Below are 18,400 nucleotides of genomic sequence, written 5' to 3'. Positions count from 1 at the left end.
CTGTTGGTGATGTCGGTTTCCCGGGGACGCTAGGCGCCCATCAGGAAGCCGACGATGGTGAACGCGGCGGACACGATGATCACGCCGACGAGCAGTCGGCCGAGCCAGCCGCCGATCTCTCCGCCTTCGCCGCGGCGGGCGGAGACGGTCATGGTGACGCCGAGGATGATCAGGCCGACGACGGCGACGCCGAGGCCGACCCACTTGGCCCAGCCCATGACGGTGGTGAAGGCCTCGAATCCGGGGGGCATGCCCCCGGGGCCCGGGTCGGGGACGACGGCGCCGAGCGCACCTGCGGTGGTGAGGATGTCGGCAGTAGCCGAGATGAGGAAAGACATGGTGTGTGCTCCGTTTCGTGGTGAGTGGTGCGGGGTGATCGGCGCCGCGGTCGCGACGTCGAAAGGGTCCGGTTATCCGGTGGTGAGGGGGCCGTCGGCGTAGGCGACGTCGAAGTGCAGATGGTTCGGGGTGTCACCGAACTGAGTGATGTGCTGATACGTGGTCGAGCGGCATTGGATCTGGCCGGCGCGAGAGCCCTGAGGCACCTGCGGGTCCAGGACCGTCAGCAGTTGCAGGGCGTTCGCGTCGCAGCCGGTAGTGGCCGTGCCGTCGAAGGAGAAGAAGTCGACCGCGTTCCCGCCACCGTTCATCCAGTGAGAAGAGCCGGTGCCGGCGCCCAGCAGTGAGCCGGTGCACTGTCGGTTGAGGTCGGAAACGCCGACCTTCCCGAACGTGTTCAGCGCGATCGTGATGATCTGGAGGATGCGGACGTCGATGCCGCAGTTCTCCTTGGCGGTTCCGGCGGCCATGTCGCGGATCTGCTGCGCGTAGCGGTCATCGAGCAGGCGCAGCCGGCCCTCCTCCATCGCCGTGACGAGTGCGGCTGCGAGGGCCTGCGCGTCGCCGGACACGGCGACGCATCCACCGATCGGCGCCGCCGTCGTTGGCGTGGTGCTGGTCAGTGTCGATGGGACGCTAACCGGTGCGGTGGCCGTCGTGGGGGCGGTGGTGCTGCTGCCGAGGCTGCCCAGGTAGGTCATGATCGCCACGGCGTCGGCGCGGTACTTCGTGTAGTGGTTCGGGTCGGCGTTGCGCTGCACCTTGTTGATCGCGATGGAGGGCTCCATCGACTGCCAGCCCTCGATGGCCGCGAGGCGGTCGTAGAAGAAGCCCGCCGAGGTCGTCGGGTCCATGCGCTGCTCGACGGTGCCCCAGCTCGACTGCTGCTGGAACAGGCCGATCGAGTCAGCGACCGACCCGTCCGGGTTGATCGCACCGTCTCCGTAGCTGATGTTCACCAGGGAGGACTCCCCGATCGCCGTTTGCACGCCGAGCGTCTGCCCGTCCGCGCCGAGCCCCTTCGCCGCTCCCGCGTTCACGATCAGTGCAGCGTTCACGAGCTGGTCGTGACCGTAGGCGCCGACCCGCGCATTCGCAGGGATGGCGGACACGTTCACCGGCCCTCCTCCGGGCAGGCAGGCTGCTGCAGCGTCCTCAGCAGCGCCGAAGAACAGCAGCCACAGCAGTAGCGCGATCGCGAGAAGCGGTGCCAGGACCGCTGCAAGAACTCCCATTCCCCCCTTCGCCACCGGATTAGTCCGAGCCCAAGGGGGTGATCTGCTCGACGGCCCAGGGAGTGCTCTCCGTGGGGCGGTGGACGTACACGGAGTACTCCCCCGCGTCGGTAGGAACGAGAATGCGCATCGTGAACGCACCGTCACCGTCTCGAACTGTTGCAGCGCCCGTGAGGCTCGTGCAGGGCACGTTCGCCGGGTCGACCGTTTCGTAGGCAACGGCCGCCTGCTGCGAGAGCACCGGATACAGCTCGTTGATCCAGGTGTCGTAGTCGAGTCCAGGCCGGCAGTACAGCGACGTCGCTCGCGTCGCGAGTGCCGTCGTGTCCGCTTCTGCGGAGTGGTCAGTGGGAACGTCGTGATCGTGGGGCGCCGACTCGTCGTGATCGCCGCCTATCGGCGTCTCCGGTGTCGACGTCGGAGCGTTCACCGCTGACAAGGTTGGGGTCGTCCCCGTCGACGCGGGCGCGTTCGGGTCAGCCGCGTCGACGGGGGTAGGTGCGATGGTGCAGCCCGACAGCGCCAGTACCGAGACGAGCCCGAGGACGGCCCCCGCCGTCGCACGCGAATTCAGGCTCAGTCGGACCATCGGCTGCCGCTCCCATCGCTGTGGGCGCGGCGCGGGAGGGTCCCCTGCTGTCGGCCTACGGGAGTGAGCTTAACAGCTCCTAGCCATGCCTAGGGCGCCTTCTAGGCATGCCTAGCAAACACTTTTGAAGTTAATCGACGGAGGGTGCCCGTTCGGTTCCCTGAGCTGCCTCGTCCAGAATCGCTGTCAGTTTCGCCAACGTCTCCGGGGACACCTCACCGAGCTTGCGCGCAGCGAACAGACGCACGGCACCGAGACGTTCCGCGCGCACGAACTGCAACGCAGCCTCCACCTTCGCCGGGATCTCGTCGTTGTCCGACCCGATCAGGTAGCTCGGGTCGACCTCGAAGAACTCCGCGATGCCGCTCAGTAGCTTCGTGTCGTTGACGACGTAGCGGTTGCCGCTCGTCATGTACGTCCAGCGCGCGCGGCTCAGCTTGATGCCGCGTGCCTCTAGGAACGTGGCGAGAGCGCGATAGCTCGTCGGCTTGCCGTCGTCCGCAACGATGACGTCCATGAGCAGATTCAGCTTACGAGCGAGCTCTGCTCTCTCGTGCCGCTGCTCTGGCGAGTACCAGTCGGTGTCGCTCATCACGCTCGCCCTACGCTCAGAAGCCCGCTGATGCCAGCGTGCTCGCGCTGCGGAGTCCGTTCGGTGGTGCCACCGAGCGTCCGCGCAATCTCGTTTATGAGTTCGCGCTCCGCGCTCGTCGGAACGAATTTTCCCGCTCTTTCGCAGTCGAGCATCTCTTTCCACCTTCGATAGAGGACGTGCTCGACTTCCAGGGTGAAGATCGAGCTCGCCAGTCCCGCACTACCCGTCATTGTCAGCTCGGGTGCCGACTTGATGGCCCGGCGCCAGACCGGAGTGGCCCGAACCAGTAGTAGACGCATCCACAGGTGATCTACGAGGGTCTCCGCGGATGCGACGGCCACTCCTAACCCTGTACAGGCGATCATCGTACCGACGAGCCATGCGCCGACAACATCGCCGTTCGGGCCGAGGAAGAACCCCGGATCCCCCACTACGCGGTACGCGCTTGTTGCCAGGTTCTCCGCGAGCCACAGCAGGTCGAGGGCCGCTGCGACGCCGATCAGCGCCAGCCCCCAGCGTGTCGCCCGGATCGAATGCGCCCGCCACTCGGCTCCCACGGTGAGGATCACGTGGACGGAGAAAGCACCGATGCAGATAGGCATCACGTTCCAGAACAGCTCGCGGCCGATCTCCCCGCCGTACGCAGACAGGTAAGTGTCGGTGATCGGCCAAGAGCTGAGAACGAAGAGAAGGCTCTGTAGGGCGACCATCGCCACGACCACTGCTGCGACGAGCGCTTCCCAAGGGGTTCCGCGTCCTCGCGTCGCTCGGATCACCATCACCTCGAGGCACCCCAGAGCCATGATGACGAGTGCTCGGTAGATCAGGTTCGTAATGTTCGATCCGCCGAGCCAGGTGTCAACAGAGTCGTAGACAACGTCGACCTGCAAGGTGCAGGCGATGGTCCACAGCACGACGCCCGACGGCAGCATGGAGCGCTTCTCGCGCATCTTCTTCCGAAGGGTCGAAGCAGCGGCCACCCAGGTGACCGCGATCGTCGCGGCGTCGATAAAGCTCATCCGGCCAAGCCACGTCGCAACGCTCGTTGCGGCGTCGACAACGCTCATCCGGCGAAGACTTGCTCGAACTTGAAGTCGCGATTCGCGTGCCGTCGACGCCCACGAAGGATGCGCAGCACCAGCAGATCCCCGATCGCCTCAGCCCGCGCTTCGCGCTCGTTCGTGAGGTCGTCGATGCCGTGGAATGCATAGGGGACCACTCTGCCCGGGTTGAGCACAGATGCGAGGAACTCCTGCACACGCGGATCGTCACCGAGCCTAGTTTCGGCGCCAGGCGTCTCAGCCAGCATGTGACCGAGTTCGTGACCAGCGATGAAGAGCTGCACTTCGGTCTTCGCGTCAGCCGGAACATGCACTGTGTCGATGCGAGTTGTCGGATCGCCGGTCCACGCGCCACACACTCGCTCGCCGTTGAGGCGAGGGTCCTGCTTGAAACGGATCTTTGTCCCTCGGTACCGCTCGACGTGCTTCACCAGCTCCTCGAAGCTCACTGCCTCCGGGATGCCACGATCCCTGACGAGCTGCTGGACCTCTGCTCTGCGCTGCCGGTGGTTCATCTGACACTCCCCGCTTGGTTCGTCGCTCATCACGTCTCGGTAACGAGCAAGCTGCAACTTTATAGCCATGCCTAGGTCAACGGTGGAGTTGACCGAAGCCTGGAAGCTCGCCGCCATAGACTTCTGCCCCATGACACACGAGACCGCCGACAATCACTGGGACGTCGTCGTCGTCGGTGCAGGGCCGGCAGGCGCCAGCGCAGCACGCGTCGCCGCCGATCATGGAGCACGGGTGCTCCTCCTCGACAAGGCCCGCTTTCCTCGCTACAAGACATGCGGAGGCGGTCTCATCGGGGTCTCCCGCAACTACCTCGCGCCGGGTGTCTCCTACGACTTCGACCGCCGCATCGGCGCAGTCGGGTTCTCACGACACATGGGCCGCATCACTCGACGTTCTGGCCCGGACGCCGCGCTCGTGATGGTCCAGCGGGAGACGTTCGACCAGCAGAACGTCGATGCCGCCATTGCGGCCGGCGCCGAGTTCCGTGATGGTGTCAATGTCCGCTCGATCAGCGAGGCGGACAGCCTCGTCACGCTCACATCGGACAAGGGCACTTTCACGGCCAACATAGTTGTCGGCGCAGACGGCTCCGGCGGTCGAATCGGCCGATACGTGGGGGTCGAGATTGAACAGGCCGACCTCGGCCTTGAAGCTGAAATCCCGATGCCCAAGGGCGAGCACTGGCGCAACACCGCTCTGCTCGACTGGGGTCCTCGCCCGGGCACCTATGCCTGGGTGTTCCCCAAAAAGGACTCCCTCACGGTCGGCGTCATCGAGGCCAAAGGCACTGCTCCGCACACCCGCGAGTACCTCAACCAGTGGCTCTCTCGGCTCGGCATGGCGACCACTCCCCCGCTGCACGAGAGCGGGCACCTGACTCAATGGCGCAAGGTGGGAACGCCGTCCTACCGTGGTCACGTCCTCGTGGCCGGAGAGACGGCAGGTCTCCTCGAGCCGTGGACTCGGGAAGGCATCAGCTTTGCTCTGCGCTCCGGGACCTGGGCCGGCACAGCGGCCGCGGCCGCAGCGGCCGGCGACGGTGCTGCCCTGGCCGACTACTCCGTGCAGATCACCCGAGAGCTCGAACCGGAGATCAGTGCAGGATCGTCGCTTCTCCGTTTCTTCGAGAAGCGCTCCGCGCTCGTCCACCTCGTCACCGCTCACTCGAGACTCGGAGCCAACTACTTTTTCCGGTTCTGCAACGGCGAGACGAGCCTTGCGCGCGCGTTCCGCCACGGCTTGTTACGCCGAGCCGTGGCGCTTCTTTCGCGCGGATAGCTGTGTGTTGGGCCGCTCACCGCGCCGGCTGAGGCCACCACCATGAGGCACTGAGCCAAATTGGGGCGGAGCGACCGCCCAACCTGCGCTCTCACACGGGCTCCTCGGTGGTCGTGGGCGTGGCATCCGTGCGTCAGCTGTTTCGCTAGATCCCCGAGGCTAGGCATGGCTAGAATCGTCCCTGCGCGCCGAACGAGGTCGCGTGAGCGAGCCGGGAGGGGAGTCTTGATGCGACACGCCCTCGTCAATCCTTTCGGTTCCCGGAACTTCGGTGTTAATGGGTCCATGGCAAGCGCGAAGATCGGACGACCGTCGAAGGGCGATCGCGACACGATGAAGGTGCGTCCACCGATGACTGTCGGTGCACGTATCCGGGCAGAAGCTGACCGCAGGGGGATTCCGTACGGGGATCTTGCCGCGGCGTACCTGTGCCATGCCCTTGGCGCGCCTGAACTTGCCCCGGTTGAGATCGCCCCGGATCACGACTACGAGCAGCAGGAGTGGCCGATCGCCCAAGTCGCTTAAACGAAAAGGGCCCGCCGTTAGGCGGGCCCATCAAGTTCCGTAGCTCAAACCCTCACAGCTGCCAGGCCCAGAGGTTCGAGCTAGTTCCAACAGCGATCCGGTTACCAGCCGGCCCTCTGTTGTACCCACCCCCGCGAGGAGGAGGTGACCTCATAGTACCCAATTTTGCCGAATCTGCACCAACAGGCCCGGCGCGCCAAATCACGCCGACGATGGCGGGCGAGGCATGGTCATTGTCGCGTCGGCTGAGCCCGCGTGACCACGTGCGGACGATGCGCCGAGACGCCTACGGGCGCCTGCCTGAGAACTCCTACCCAGCCGGGTTCCTCGTCTCCCCTGTCGCGCCAACCGCACCCTGGGCGATCTACCTCGCAGATCACGCCGGCTTGTTCCGGCTGCTGTGCTTCGACTTCGACGGCAAGGACTCCCACGGCGTCGACGCGGACCTCATGGAGCAGGCTGCGGACGACTGTGACGCTCTCTCCGCCGTTCTGGACGCACACCAGGTGGCCCACCTGGTGTGCCAGTCCTCCGGGACTGGCGGCCGGCACCTGTGGATCGCACTCGCCGAGGGTGCTCCGGCCGAGTTGGTGGCTCGGCTGGCGATCGCCGCTCGCGCGAACTTCCGCACGCTGGATCACGGGATGCTCTGCAATCCCCGCACCGGCGCCGCTCGACCGCCGCTGTCCCCGCACCGCGACGGCAGTTTCTCGAGCGTTCTGCGCGGTCGCGTGGAGGAGCTGCTGGATGCGACCGTCACCGTGGCCGCGGTCGAGTCCGTGACTACTGCGCTGCAAGCGTCCCGCCCGCCCCGGTCTGTCGACGCCGCTCCCCCGGTCGCCGCGACGACTGCGCATCGGGCGCACCGCCAGCTCAGCGCTGCCGGCGCCGGGCACATGGCGACGGCGGGTGGCGGCGCGAATCCGTCGTGGACGGCGTTCATGTGTCTGCTCTCCGCGGCTCACGCCGGCTGGTCCCTGACCGACGTCGAGCACGCCGCCCGGACCGCTCCCGGGATGGAGCACTACCGGACCAAGAACACCGGTCGCGGTCACCGCCGCCCGCGCTCGCGCGACGAAGCGGCCGAGCGCCTGACACGGCAGTGGGAGAAGGCGCTTCAGTACGCGGCGTTGCACGCGGTTCTCCCGTCCGCGCGCGAGCCCGGTGACCTGGTGGAGCTGGAGAGCCTTGTCGGCTCCGTCAGCGCCCTCCTCGAGCGGTTCCGGGTCAGCCCGGGCCGGTGGGGTTGCAGTGAGCGGGCGACGTCGGAGAAGACGATCCTCACCGCTCTGGCCTACCTCACCCTGCACACCGGCAAGCGCACCGTCGCCGCGTCCATCCGCGACCTCGCCCTCCTCGCGGGCCTGGGCCGAACGACCGCGGCCAGCGCCCTGCGGACGCTGCGTGAGGACGGCTACGTGCAGCTCGTCGTCCGCGCGGACGGCTCGAACGCCAGCGAATGGCGACTGTCCGAGCACTTTTCCACAGGTTCACTGCAAGGTCCGGTCACAACCACTAATAACCCCCGCCCCCCCGGGCCGCTCTTCACCGAACGAACCATGCTCCTCACCATGCTCGAAGCCGACCTCACCGACACCCGGCACGACCTCTTCACCCGCGCCGGCCTGGGACACCTGGCAGGGAAGACCTACGCGCTGTTGCGCCGCGAAGGGACCCTCGCCCTCGACGCCGCCGCCACGCTGCTCGGAGTCACCACCCGCACCGCCGCCACCGCACTTTCCCGCCTGCGCACACACCGGCTGATCATCAAGCACACGACCGGGTGGACCCGCGCCAAGCGCGACCTCCGCACTGCCGCAGCTCGCACCCTCGGTGTCTACGGAGCCCTTGCAGATCGAGCCCACCGCTACGACGTCGAGCGCGAGGTGTGGGCCTGGTGGCAAGCCGAGCTGACCCACCGCTCCTCCTCCCCCAGGCAACGCCCTCGACGCCGACACGTCACGAGCCGACCCCTGTTCGAGGACACCACTCCCGGTGAGCGCGTCTGGCCGCTCTACCCCCGCGACGCCGCCGGCCGCGGCGATCACCGAGAAGCGCTGCACTGGGGACGCACCGGCATGCTCGCCCCCGGATCGCTCTGGTGGTCCTCCACCGCTGCCTAGCGCCGACGCTGACTCTCGAGGTCGGCGCGGATCCCCGATGAGCTCGACGCGCCCGAGATGGCTCGGCTGACCGGCCGAACGACTGGCGCACACGAGCGCTGTCGGACCCTCCGACCTACACTCGACCTTCATAGAACATACGTTCGAACGCGTCAGGAGGTATCGGGATGACTGTGACGATCGTGGAGCGGATCTCGACTCCGGCGCTGGACGCCGTGGCGATCGCGTTCCTCGTCGCCGGCGACGCGGTAGCCGCTGGGTTCCCCTCCCCCGCGCAGGACTACTTCGACGGCTCCCTCGACCTCAACGACCACCTCATCCGCGACAAGACGTCGACCTTCATCGTCCGCGTCTCCGGGGAGAGCATGATCGGCGCCGGCATCAGCGACGGCGACGAACTGGTGGTCGATCGCTCCCTCTCCCCCAAGCACGGCAACGTCGTCGTCGCGATCCTCGACGGCGAACTCACCGTCAAACGCCTCGAACTCTCCCCCGGCGGCGTCATCCTGCGCGCCGAGAACTCCGAGTACCCGCCGATCCTCGTCCCCGAGCTCAGCGACCTCCAGATCTGGGGCGTCGTCACCGTCTGCCTCCACCACCTCCACCGTGCGCTCTGAACAGCGCAAGCGTCATTCTCACCAATCTCTCCCCCAAGAACTCCCACGCCTTCCTCGACGTCTTCGACACCGCCCTCGACACCAAGGGCCTCGGCGCGACCATCGATGCCGTGACCAAGCGCCACGGCCGCTCCGCTGTCGGCCTCGGACTCGCCGGGATCCCCAAGGGACCCGTCCGGACGATGAAGCGCGGCGCGCTCTCCCGACGCTCCACAACCTCTTGGGGCGAACTGGCGACGGCGTTCGCGCACTGACCGCAGCTGCAGGCGTACGGAGACGCGAACCACGTTGCGGAGTGAGTTCCGAACTTCGGAAGATCCAGAAATCCAAAGTCTGTAACTTTGTTCTCACGCTGCTATGCCGTCGTCTGTAAGTTTCAGAATCACGAACTCTGTAAGTCACTTCGTAAGACGGGAGCTCAGTGTGTCAGGGAGACGGAGGAGGAACCATCTCCAGAGTTACAGACTCTGTAATTCTGTATATTACAGGGTTAGCTGACGACCGAAGTTGCCGGTAGCGGCAGCGGGGAAGTTCCGCGTGCCGCCTGGACCTAGTGGAACGAACCGAGCTCAAGCGTTAGAAGAGACCTGCGTCGCAAGCATCCGTCGATGGCCCAGCGCTGCTCGGAGGGCGGCCAGGTGCAACTCGGATCGTCGAGGGTAGCGGTCGACCACGTACTTCGTAAGTTACAGACTTTCGAAGTTTGGGATCTGGAGCCGAACTTCGGTAGTCTGTAACTACGGAATTGAGAGGAGCATCCATGCGCATCGTGTCCCTGGCAAATCAGAAGGGCGGGGTCGGGAAGACGACGAGTCTGATGAACCTTGCGGCCGTCGCCGCCAAGAACGCGCGAGTGCTCGTGGTCGACGTCGACCCCCAACAGTCGACCACCATGTGGGCGGCTCGGGCGGGGGAGCGGCTGCCCTTCGACTTCGCGGAGAATACCGACCCCAACACGCTCACACGCCTGCGGGAGCTGCCGTACGACGTGGTCTTCGTAGATACACCAGGGAACCTGACTGATACGGCGATCCTCGGTGCCGTTCTCGATGTCTCCGACTTCGCGATCGTGCCGATGGTTCCAGAAGCGCTTGCTGTCGATCCGACGCGCAACACGATCAGCAAGCTCATCGAGCCGCGAGATGTTCCGTACCGAGTCCTGCTCGGCAAGGTGGACATGCGTGTACCGAACCTCCTCGAAGACTGGGTCAATCTCGTAGATGTAAGCCTCAAGCTCCCTCGCTTCAAGCAGCACATCCGACAGTACAAATCGATCAGCGATTCGCCGCTCACCGGAGACGTTGTGACGCAGTACCCCGACACCAGGCAAACCGCCAATGCGATCTACGACTACAACGCAGTCGCCCTGGAGCTCACCTCCATCTGGGCGCACTCGACCACGAGGAGCTCCTAATGGCCCGTCAGGACCTCAGCGCAATGCTGTCTACGCCGTCTCAGGCGGATCTGTCTCTCACTCCTCCCGAAGCATCCCCAGAGGTGGTGAAGCCTCTTCAGCCGTCGAAGTCGCCGGGAGTGGAAGACGACGCCTCTGCAACTCGACAGGATCCGGCTGAGGGAGCCGGCTACCGGTCCTTCGCCAGGAAAGAAGCGAAGATCCGAGACGATCAGTACACCGCGCTGACTGCGCACGCGCGTCGACTCACGCGAACCAGGCCCGCCGGGACCGAGCGAATCACGGAGAACACCCTCATCCGAGTGGCGATCGATCTTCTTCTCGAGAGAAGTGAACAGATCGCGGGCGGGTCGGAGGCCGAGATTCGGAAGTCTGTTGGTCTGTAAGTAACAGACTTGGGGAGAGACCTCCAGGGCCGCCTTCCTTGAGCGTGCCCTCCGCTCGGGTATTTTCACTGACCGTGACGGTCCTTCGATAGAATGATCTATAGGAGGTGGTTGCCATGGCGATCGCTCAGAGGCCCGATGGGGACACCGTTCGCCGGCTACGCAGCCGTCAGGTCGTGACGAGAGTGTCGTACCTCCGGGAGCTGCGCCGGGCCGCGCAGGACACCACGCAGAGGCAGCTCGCGCGTCTGATCGGTATCTCTCAGCCCTCCGTGAACAGTGCCTTGAAGTCCGCGGCCGCCGTGCCGGACGTGCGCCCCGGCTTCTCCGGCGCCACCACCTACGAAATCGCCCAGCGTTACGACGCCGGCGAGCTGACGCGCGAGCAGACCATCGACGAGCTCGGCCGCTGGTCCTACCGGCCCGGATCGCCCAGCGACGGCTTCGACTGGACGACCGCGGACGCGGGGGAGTTCGAGGACGTCGAGCGCGCCTTGAGCGAGCACCTGATCGACGCGGACATGTACGACGAGATCCTGACCCGCTACAGCGAGCAAGGTCGGTGACGGGCGAGGACTCGTCAGCGATCGCCGCGCACCGCGAGACGGTGCGCGAGTGGGCTCGGGCGGGCGGCCCGCTGAGCCCTGCCAGCGAGCGGGCGACGGTCAACAACCGAGACTGGTTCGTCCGCGGCCCTGACGGCGTGGACCGGCCGCGAGCTGCGCGCCGGCAGCTGCACGACCGCCTGGTCGCCTCCTACCGCGACGAGTTCCCCGACGTCCGTGCAGAGCGGAAGGCGATCATCCTCGCCGGCCCGCCCGGGGCCGGGAAGTCGACCGTCCTCGCGGACGTACTCGGCGCCGACCGCGGCGCTTGGATCACCGTCGACGCGGACGAGTTCAAGCGCGCCCTGCTCACCGAGGCGATCAAGGACGGCAGCTACGACCGCGCGATCATGCCGCCCGAGGTCCGCGCCGCCGAGGCGGCGGGGGAGCGGTTCTTCCCGCTCGAGCTGGCCTCCCTCGTTCACGAGGAGTCCTCCCAGCTCGCGATCCGCCTCCGCAACGAAGCGGTGCGGGACGGGCTGAACCTCGTGATCGACACCGTGCTCTCCTCACCCGAGAAAGCCGTCGAGCTGGGGCAGCGACTCGGATCCGTCGGCTACGGCGTCGAGGTCATCGACGTGGAGGTCCCGTTCGAGCTGTCGGAATCGCGAATCGCGGGCCGCTGGCAGCAGTCCTACGAACGCGCCCTCGACGGCGCCGACGAGCTCGGCGGCCGATGGGTGCCCAGCGAGTACGCCCGCGGCGTCTACGCCGGCCCGGTCGGCCGTTCCCTCCCCGAGGTCGCCGCCGAGCAGCTGGCCCACACCGGCCCGACGGTCATGCGCTACCGGCGCTACAGCACGCCCGCCGAAGGACAGCCGCGCACGCTCGACGTCGACAAGTCGCGCACCGCGTTCGGAGAACCCCTGATCGTCACGGCCCTCGCGCAAGCACGAGCGACCGTCACCCGCAGCTTCCCCACGACGCCGGCGCAGGCGCCGGACCGCGGCGACCGAAGCCGCTAGACCCACCGCCGGCGGCGCACGTCACCAGCTCGCGCCCTCCTCTACCCGTTCCGGGGGCCGCGAGACGCGGCACCGGCGAAGCCGGGGGACGAAGGCCGCTGCGCGGCCCGTTCTTGCGCGTTTTCTTCACCTCTCCGCGGTTTCAACCTATTTCGCTCCACCGCCTGCGTGCCACCGATCCTGAACGCGGTCGCTGCGCTCCCTCACATCGCTCGTGATCGGCGTCACTCCGCCGCCTCCACTCAAACGGTCTTCCCCGCCGGAGAGGCAAAGAAAAACGATCAGCCAGAGGGAGACACACCATGAGCCAGCAGCGCGGCACCCGTACCGAGGTCATCACGAGCGAGCACCACGGACCCGGGGTGGAGGGCATCAGCCGGACCGCCCGTCAGGTCGTCATCGTCGGCGCCGGTGGTCGCGACCCGGTGACCGAGCAGACCCCGGCCGTGCACCTGGTCACCCGCGAGGGCCGCGCGGGGCTTCCCGGGGTGACGTTGCAGCACTTCGAGCCCGTGGAGGCCCTGCCCGCGGATCGCGTCGGCTACATGGCCTCCGGCGCCTACGTCGTCGTTCCGGTCGACGTCGCGCGAGCGCTCGACCTGTACCCGGCTGCCTACGCGCTGCACGACCGCAGCGAGACGCCCGCCGACTACCGCGACAACGACTGACCCCCCGAACCGAGAAGGAGAACCGACATGCTCACCATCACCCACACCCCCGAAGCCGGAACGGTCATCGAGGGCACCAGCCGCGGGGACGGCACCGCCGAGATCCTGAAGGCGTCCGGCTGGCGCTGGGGCCGCTCCATCGGCGCCTGGTATGTCCCGCAGTCCCGCGACCGCCTGCCGAAGTGGTGGACCATCAACCGCGCCGCGACCGCCATGCGCGACGCCGGACACGAGGTCACCATCGAAGCCGACGAGACGTTCCGCCCGACCATCGAGGCGGAGGCGGCGACCATCGAACGCCAGGCCGCCCGGGTCGACGCGCTCGACGCGACGGCCGACCGCCGAGCCGCGGACGCCGACACCGCCGACGAGGTCGCGCGCCGCGCGTTCGATCGGCTCCCGGAGGGTGGCGAGCCGATCAAGATCGGCCACCATTCCGAGACGCGGCACCGCAACGCGATCGAGAAGGCCCACAACGCAATGGGCCGTAGCGTCGAGGCCGACCGCGAGGCCACCCGCGCCCGCGCCCGCGCCGACGTCGCCGCCGGGACCACCGAATCCCGCTACGCGCCGGGAATGGTTGCCCGCCGGATCGACCGGCTCGATACCGACATTCGCGGCTGCACGCGGAAGATAGAGGGCAGCTCGCACAACTTCGGCGGCGGCTACATCGAGACGACCGCCCCTGCCACCGGCGCCTACCGGGAGCGGCTGCTCACCCAGCGCGCGCAGCTCGAAGACCAGCGCGACTACTGGACCGCCGTTCGCGAGGCGCAGGCCGCCGCCGGACAGGTCACGATCCACAGCCGCGACACGATCGCCAAGGGCGACATGATCAAGCACCGCTTCGGCTGGCACGTCGTGACCCGCGTGAACCCCAAGAGCGTGACCGTCGCGCTCGACTGGAACGACGGAACCCGCCCCTACAAAGTCGCCTACGCCGACGTGCAGGGACACCACACCGCCGCCGAGGTCGAGGCAGCCCGTACCGCCGCCACCGAGACGGCCGCCGCGAGCTGATCGAGCGAGGGCCGGCCTGCGGGCCGGCCCGTGAGGGGCGGGCCCCTCACGCTCCCCGGGGATCCCGTTCCGGGAGGCGCGAGCTGCGCTCGTGCAGCGGCGACGGAGCACCGCCTAAAGGTCGCCCGGCTGCGCCGGCCGCCGTTGGTCGCCCTACGGGCTCACACCCTTTTTTGCCGTGAAGCCTTCGGCGGCTCCCTCCGCTTCGCTGCGGTCGTAGCTACCTACGGGCTCCGTTCAAGTGGCTGCGCCACCGGCTCCTCCGAGACTTTCGGCACGCGGTCGCTGCGCTCCCTCACATCGCGCCGAAACTTTCTCCACCGCCGCCCTGCGGGTTGCACTGCGCCCTCCGGTTGCTCAGGCGGAGAACCGCCTTCCTTACCGTTATTTCCGTGGATCCGGGGCAGTTGTAGGCTCCGGAACGCGCCAGGGGTCCCGGGTATGGCTGACCGCCTTCAGCCGACTGATGGCACGCCGTGATTAGCCGCCCGGGACCCCGCAACGGCAGGACCGCTCATTGAGAAACGCGACCAGATCGCCCCGTAAGGACATGCCGGCAAGGTCGTTCACGGCGCACCGCACCCTCAACGGAAGGACCCTGCGTGCCCCAACTCTGGGCCGGTATCGACGCCGGCAAGACCGAACACCACTGCGTCGTCATCGACGCCAACGGAACCAAGCTGCTCTCCCAACGGTTCAAGAACCGAGAAACGGCGATCCTGACCCTGATGGGAGACGTCGCCTCCCTGCCAGGCGGCACCGACGTCGCCTGGGCAACGGACCTCAACCACGGCGGGACAGGGCTGCTGCAGACGCTCCTGCACTCGCATGCGCAGCCGCTGTTCTACATCTCAGGCCGCGTCGTGCATCACGCCTCGGGCGCCTACCGCGGCGAAGCCAAAACAGACGCGAAGGACGCGGTCATCATCGCCGACCAAGCGCGGACCCGGCGAGACGTGACGCTGATGCGCCAGGCCGACGAGGTCACGGCGGAACTGCGCCTGCTCTCGGCGCGACGAGAAGACCTGGTGCACGATCGCACCCGCGCCGTGAATCGCCTGCGCGCCATCCTGGTCCACTACTTTCCGTCGCTCGAGGGGGCATTCAACTACGCGACGACCAGGGGACCTCTGGTGCTGCTCACCCGGTACGCGACCCCCGGTGCGATCCGGCGCATGGGGGAGAGCCGGCTGGCGGCGTGGTTGAAGGGACAGGGCTGCTGGAAATCCGCGGCGGTCGCGAAGACGGCGGTGGAAGCCGCGCGCGAGCAGACATCGGTCGTCGTGGGGGAGGGGGCAGCGGCTCGGCTGGTGAGCCGGTCCGCGCGTGATCTCCTCCGCATCCGCGACGAGGTCGCCGAGCTCGACGGGGAGATCGAAGCCGCTTTGCAGGACAGCAGATCCGCGGATCTTCTGGTGTCGATTCCTGGGTTCGGGCGCAGGCTCGCCGCGGATTTCCTTGCCGCGACCGGTACTGACCTCGCCGCGTTCGAGACGCCCGACCGGTTGGCCAGCTTCGCGGGTCTCGCTCCCGTGCCGCGGGACTCCGGGAAGATCTCCGGCAACCATCACCGGCCACGTCGCTATGACCGGCGGCTGTTGAACGCCTGCTTCCAGGCGGCGTTCATCGCGTCGAGGAACTGCCCGGTCTCGCGCTCGTTCTACGATCGGAAACGCCAGGAGGGGAAGTCGCACAAGCAGGCTCTGATCGCTCTCGCCCGGCGCCGTATGAACGTCATCTGGGCGATCTTCCGTGACCAGACGACCTTCAACCCCACCCCGCCCCGGCCGAACGATCCCGTCACCCCGCTTCTGCAGCACGGTCCAGAGTCGCCATCGAGGAGCAGACCCACCATCGCCCTTGCGGCCGCCTGACGCGTCTAGGTGAGGAGTTCGGTCTGGATCCGGGCGGCGACGGCCTCGCGGAGGGGGCGGACGTTCTCGGTGCTCCAGTCGGTCGGGTCGGGGAACTTCCACTCCAGGAATCGGCCGGTCGGCGTTGCGGGGAGGGTGAGGCCGGGCTTCATGGTGATGACGATGTCCGCGTTCTCGAGGTCCTCGACGGTGACGGCGCGGGGGATGTGGTTCCTGATGTCGAGGCCGAGCTCGGCGACGGTCGCAGCGATCGCGGGGTTCACCGTCTCGGCGGGGGAGAGACCGGCGGAGGTGGCGGTGTAGCGGTCGCCGGCGAGGACTTCGAGCAGGCCTGCGCCGAGTTGGGAGCGGCCGGCGTTGTGCTGGCAGAGGAAGAGGACGGTGGGCTTCTCGGTCATGCGGGGATGCTGCTTCCGGTGGTGGTGCGGGTCCAGGTCTGGGTGGCGATCTGCACGGCGTCCCAGGGGGAGCCGAGCGGGGGTGTGTAGGAGAGGTCGAGGTCGGAGACCTGCTCGACGGTGAGCCCGGCGAACAGGGCGGTCGCGTACGTGTCGACGCGCTTGGCGGTCTCGGTGCCGAGGCGTCCGACGAGCTGCGCGCCGAGCAGACGTCCGTCGCGGGTGTCGCCGGTGATGCGGATCGTGATGGGCTGCGCGCCCGGGTAGTAGCGCTTGTGGTCGTCCGCGACCGCGCTCGTCGTCGCCGGCGCGAAGCCCGCGGCGAGGGCCTCGTGCTCGCGAAGGCCGGTGCGGGAGGCGACGAGGTCGAAGACCTTCACGACCTGCGTGCCGACCGAGCCGGCGAACCGGGCATCGCCGCCGAGAGCGTTCTCGCCGGCCACCCGTCCCTGCTTGTGGGCCGTGGTGCCCAGCGGCAGGTAGGTGCTGCCGAGCAGACGGTGGTGCGTGGTCACTCCGTCGCCTGCCGCGAACACGTGCGGCAGGCCCGTGCGCATCGCCTCGTCGACGACGACCGCGCGGCCGGCGCCGAGAGACGCTCCGGCGCGGGCGAGCAGGTCGGTGTTCGGCTTCACGCCGACGACGAGGAGGACGACGTCAGCGGTGCGGGTGAGAGGTGTGCCGTCGTGGTCGGCGTGCACGGCGAGGCCGGTGGCGGTCTTCTCGATCGAGGCGACGGTGGTGCGGGTGAGAACCTCGACGCCGCGCTCGGTCAGTTCGGTGTGGACGAGGGCGCCGAGTTCGGGGTCGAGGGTGGAGAGCACTTCCGGGCCGCGCTGGAGCTGGGTGACTCGGAGGCCGCGGACGGTGAGGGCTTCGGCCATCTCGAGGCCGACGTAGCCGGCGCCGACGATGATCGCGGTCTGCGGGTCTCGACTGTCGAGGAACCGCTCGAGCGCGAAGGTGTCGCCCATCGAGTGCAGCACGTGCACTCCGTCCTCCGGCCCCAGTGCGTCCACTCCCGCGATGCCGGCGGAGGAGGCGAGGGCGCCGGTGCCGACGATCAGCTCGTCGTACCCGATCCGGTCGAGCGAGCAGTCGGGGGTGCGGACGGTGAGCTGCTGCCCGGCGACGTCGATGTCCGTCGCGAAGGTGTCCAGGCGCAGGGTCATGCCGGTGGCTTCGAGATCGGCGTGGCTGCGGTGCGCAAGCGACTGCCATGGCTGCACCTCGCGGGAGAAGTAGTACGGGATCCCGCAGATGGAGAAGTTCGGGTACGAGTCGGCGACGACGACGGTCACGTCGACGGACGGGTCGAGCTCGCGGGCGCGCAGCGCGGCGGAGATCCCCGCGTCGCTGCCGCCGATAGCGACGAGATGCATCAGATGGGCCTTTCGAATCAGACGTGTGAAGAGGTCGAGGTGGCCGGGACCACAAGGTCCCCGGCGGCCCGGGCGGCGCCCGGGAAGAGGAACACGGCGATGCCGACGCCGATCGCGGCGCCGACGAGCTGCGCAGCGACGAACGGCAGGACGGAGGCGGGGGCGATGCCGGCGAAGGTGTCGGTGAAGACGCGGCCGAGAGTCACGGCGGGATTCGCGAACGAGGTCGAGGACGTGAACCAGTACGCGGCACCGATGTACGCGCCGACCGCGGCCGCCGCGAGCGGGCCTCGGTGCGTACGGGCGAGGGAGAGGATCACGAGGACCAGGCCCGCGGTGGCGACGACCTCCCCGAGCAGGTGCCCGGCAGTGACCCGCTCCGTCGTCGCGATCGAGGACGGGATTTCGAACATCGCATTCGCGAGGACCGCGCCGCCGATGCCTCCGAGCAGCTGCGCGCCCACGAACACCGCCAGCTCCCGCCCCAGCAGGCCGGTGCGGTCGCGACGACCGAGGACCGCGTCCACGGCGGAGACGAGCGGATTGAAGTGCGCCCCCGACACCGGGCCGAGAGTGAGGATCAGCACCGCCAGCCCCAGCGCGGTCGCGAGGGAGTTCTCCAGCAGTTGCAGACCGACGTCGTCCGGGGAGAGCGTCTGAGCGGCGATGCCGGAGCCGACGACGATCGCCACGAGCAGACCGGTGCCGAGGAACTCGGCCACGGCCCGACGAGCGAGCGGAGGAGGGGAAGTGGTGTCCATGTCGTCGGCCATCTTGACCGCTCACGATCACTCAGTCAAGATTGAGTCA

General features: G+C 67.7%; 21 protein-coding genes. 12 read left to right on the top strand and 9 right to left on the bottom strand.

Translation table 11 applies throughout. The annotated features are described in order from the left end of the window. Window positions 1–29: 29 nt before the first annotated feature. The 6 genes from EDF45_RS18880 to EDF45_RS18855 form a co-directional block, all read right to left on the bottom strand. A complete protein-coding gene (locus EDF45_RS18880) occupies window positions 30–338 on the bottom strand; it encodes a hypothetical protein (protein ID WP_123737458.1) in 309 nt (102 codons plus the stop codon). A 72-nt stretch (window positions 339–410) separates the two neighbouring features. Beyond that, on the bottom strand, window positions 411–1,457 hold the full coding sequence (locus EDF45_RS18875; RefSeq protein WP_123737459.1) for a hypothetical protein: 1,047 nt from the start codon (window positions 1,455–1,457) through the stop codon (window positions 411–413). Window positions 1,458–1,593: 136 nt separating this feature from the next. After that, a complete protein-coding gene (locus EDF45_RS18870) occupies window positions 1,594–2,163 on the bottom strand; it encodes a hypothetical protein (RefSeq protein WP_123737460.1) in 570 nt (189 codons plus the stop codon). Between the two features lie 130 nt (window positions 2,164–2,293). After that, complete coding sequence (locus EDF45_RS18865) at window positions 2,294–2,755, bottom strand: hypothetical protein (protein ID WP_123737461.1); 462 nt, start codon at window positions 2,753–2,755, stop codon at window positions 2,294–2,296. Beyond that, complete coding sequence (locus tag EDF45_RS18860) at window positions 2,755–3,825, bottom strand: hypothetical protein (RefSeq protein WP_123737462.1); 1,071 nt, start codon at window positions 3,823–3,825, stop codon at window positions 2,755–2,757. Before EDF45_RS18860 ends, EDF45_RS18865 begins: the two co-directional genes overlap by 1 nt. Then, window positions 3,822–4,334, bottom strand: coding sequence for a hypothetical protein (locus EDF45_RS18855; RefSeq protein ID WP_148070844.1), 513 nt, complete (start codon window positions 4,332–4,334; stop codon window positions 3,822–3,824). The genes EDF45_RS18860 and EDF45_RS18855 overlap by 4 nt, the downstream gene beginning before the upstream one ends. A 130-nt stretch (window positions 4,335–4,464) precedes the next feature. Here EDF45_RS18855 and EDF45_RS18850 point away from each other — a divergent pair, with 130 nt between their 5' ends. From EDF45_RS18850 to EDF45_RS18800, 12 genes are all read left to right on the top strand, one after another. Next, on the top strand, window positions 4,465–5,613 hold the full coding sequence (locus tag EDF45_RS18850; RefSeq protein ID WP_123737464.1) for a geranylgeranyl reductase family protein: 1,149 nt from the start codon (window positions 4,465–4,467) through the stop codon (window positions 5,611–5,613). Window positions 5,614–5,898: 285 nt separating this feature from the next. Then, window positions 5,899–6,138, top strand: a complete 240-nt coding sequence (locus tag EDF45_RS21075) for a hypothetical protein (RefSeq protein WP_148060332.1) — start codon at window positions 5,899–5,901, stop codon at window positions 6,136–6,138. 212 nt (window positions 6,139–6,350) lie between these two features. Further along, window positions 6,351–8,261: a hypothetical protein gene (locus EDF45_RS18845; protein ID WP_148060333.1), complete on the top strand. Its 1,911-nt coding sequence runs from the start codon at window positions 6,351–6,353 to the stop codon at window positions 8,259–8,261. Window positions 8,262–8,428: 167 nt separating this feature from the next. Continuing rightward, window positions 8,429–8,878, top strand: a complete 450-nt coding sequence (locus EDF45_RS18840; protein WP_123737466.1) for a LexA family transcriptional regulator — start codon at window positions 8,429–8,431, stop codon at window positions 8,876–8,878. Then, window positions 8,830–9,132 carry a DUF4113 domain-containing protein gene (locus EDF45_RS21980; protein WP_123737467.1) on the top strand — a complete coding sequence of 101 codons (303 nt, stop codon included), beginning with the start codon at window positions 8,830–8,832 and terminating at the stop codon, window positions 9,130–9,132. The genes EDF45_RS18840 and EDF45_RS21980 overlap by 49 nt, the downstream gene beginning before the upstream one ends. Window positions 9,133–9,638: 506 nt before the next feature. Then, window positions 9,639–10,292 (top strand): ParA family protein, encoded by a 654-nt coding sequence (locus EDF45_RS18830; RefSeq protein WP_056045660.1) that lies wholly within the window; start codon window positions 9,639–9,641, stop codon window positions 10,290–10,292. Continuing rightward, window positions 10,292–10,678, top strand: coding sequence for a hypothetical protein (locus EDF45_RS21620; protein ID WP_221181160.1), 387 nt, complete (start codon window positions 10,292–10,294; stop codon window positions 10,676–10,678). The genes EDF45_RS18830 and EDF45_RS21620 overlap by 1 nt, the downstream gene beginning before the upstream one ends. Window positions 10,679–10,794: 116 nt before the next feature. Beyond that, entirely contained in the window at window positions 10,795–11,244 is a 450-nt protein-coding gene (locus tag EDF45_RS18820) for a helix-turn-helix domain-containing protein (RefSeq protein ID WP_123737468.1), read from the top strand. Continuing rightward, on the top strand, window positions 11,241–12,248 hold the full coding sequence (locus EDF45_RS18815; protein WP_123737469.1) for a zeta toxin family protein: 1,008 nt from the start codon (window positions 11,241–11,243) through the stop codon (window positions 12,246–12,248). Before EDF45_RS18820 ends, EDF45_RS18815 begins: the two co-directional genes overlap by 4 nt. 302 nt (window positions 12,249–12,550) lie before the next feature. Next, window positions 12,551–12,916 carry a hypothetical protein gene (locus EDF45_RS18810; RefSeq protein WP_123737470.1) on the top strand — a complete coding sequence of 122 codons (366 nt, stop codon included), beginning with the start codon at window positions 12,551–12,553 and terminating at the stop codon, window positions 12,914–12,916. A 27-nt stretch (window positions 12,917–12,943) separates the two neighbouring features. Next, on the top strand, window positions 12,944–13,936 hold the full coding sequence (locus EDF45_RS18805) for a DUF3560 domain-containing protein (protein ID WP_123737471.1): 993 nt from the start codon (window positions 12,944–12,946) through the stop codon (window positions 13,934–13,936). Window positions 13,937–14,538: 602 nt separating this feature from the next. Continuing rightward, window positions 14,539–15,810, top strand: a complete 1,272-nt coding sequence (locus tag EDF45_RS18800) for an IS110 family transposase (protein ID WP_235577278.1) — start codon at window positions 14,539–14,541, stop codon at window positions 15,808–15,810. Between the two features lie 5 nt (window positions 15,811–15,815). On the opposite strand, the gene EDF45_RS18795 is transcribed toward EDF45_RS18800, so the two are convergent. From EDF45_RS18795 to EDF45_RS18785, 3 genes are read right to left on the bottom strand one after another with little or no spacing between them, the layout of a single operon-like run. Then, window positions 15,816–16,208 carry a low molecular weight phosphatase family protein gene (locus tag EDF45_RS18795; protein WP_055794495.1) on the bottom strand — a complete coding sequence of 131 codons (393 nt, stop codon included), beginning with the start codon at window positions 16,206–16,208 and terminating at the stop codon, window positions 15,816–15,818. Next, window positions 16,205–17,590, bottom strand: a complete 1,386-nt coding sequence (locus EDF45_RS18790; RefSeq protein WP_055794493.1) for an FAD-dependent oxidoreductase — start codon at window positions 17,588–17,590, stop codon at window positions 16,205–16,207. The genes EDF45_RS18795 and EDF45_RS18790 overlap by 4 nt, the downstream gene beginning before the upstream one ends. Before the next feature lie 17 nt (window positions 17,591–17,607). Next, entirely contained in the window at window positions 17,608–18,351 is a 744-nt protein-coding gene (locus tag EDF45_RS18785; protein ID WP_181028834.1) for an MIP/aquaporin family protein, read from the bottom strand. Window positions 18,352–18,400: the final 49 nt, after the last annotated feature.

The sequence above is a fragment of the Rathayibacter sp. PhB186 genome, assembly GCF_003751825.1.
Taxonomy (GTDB): Bacteria; Actinomycetota; Actinomycetes; order Actinomycetales; family Microbacteriaceae; genus Rathayibacter; species Rathayibacter festucae.
The sequence above is the reverse complement of the archived record's forward strand: the minus strand, read 5'-3'. Positions and strand labels throughout refer to the sequence as shown.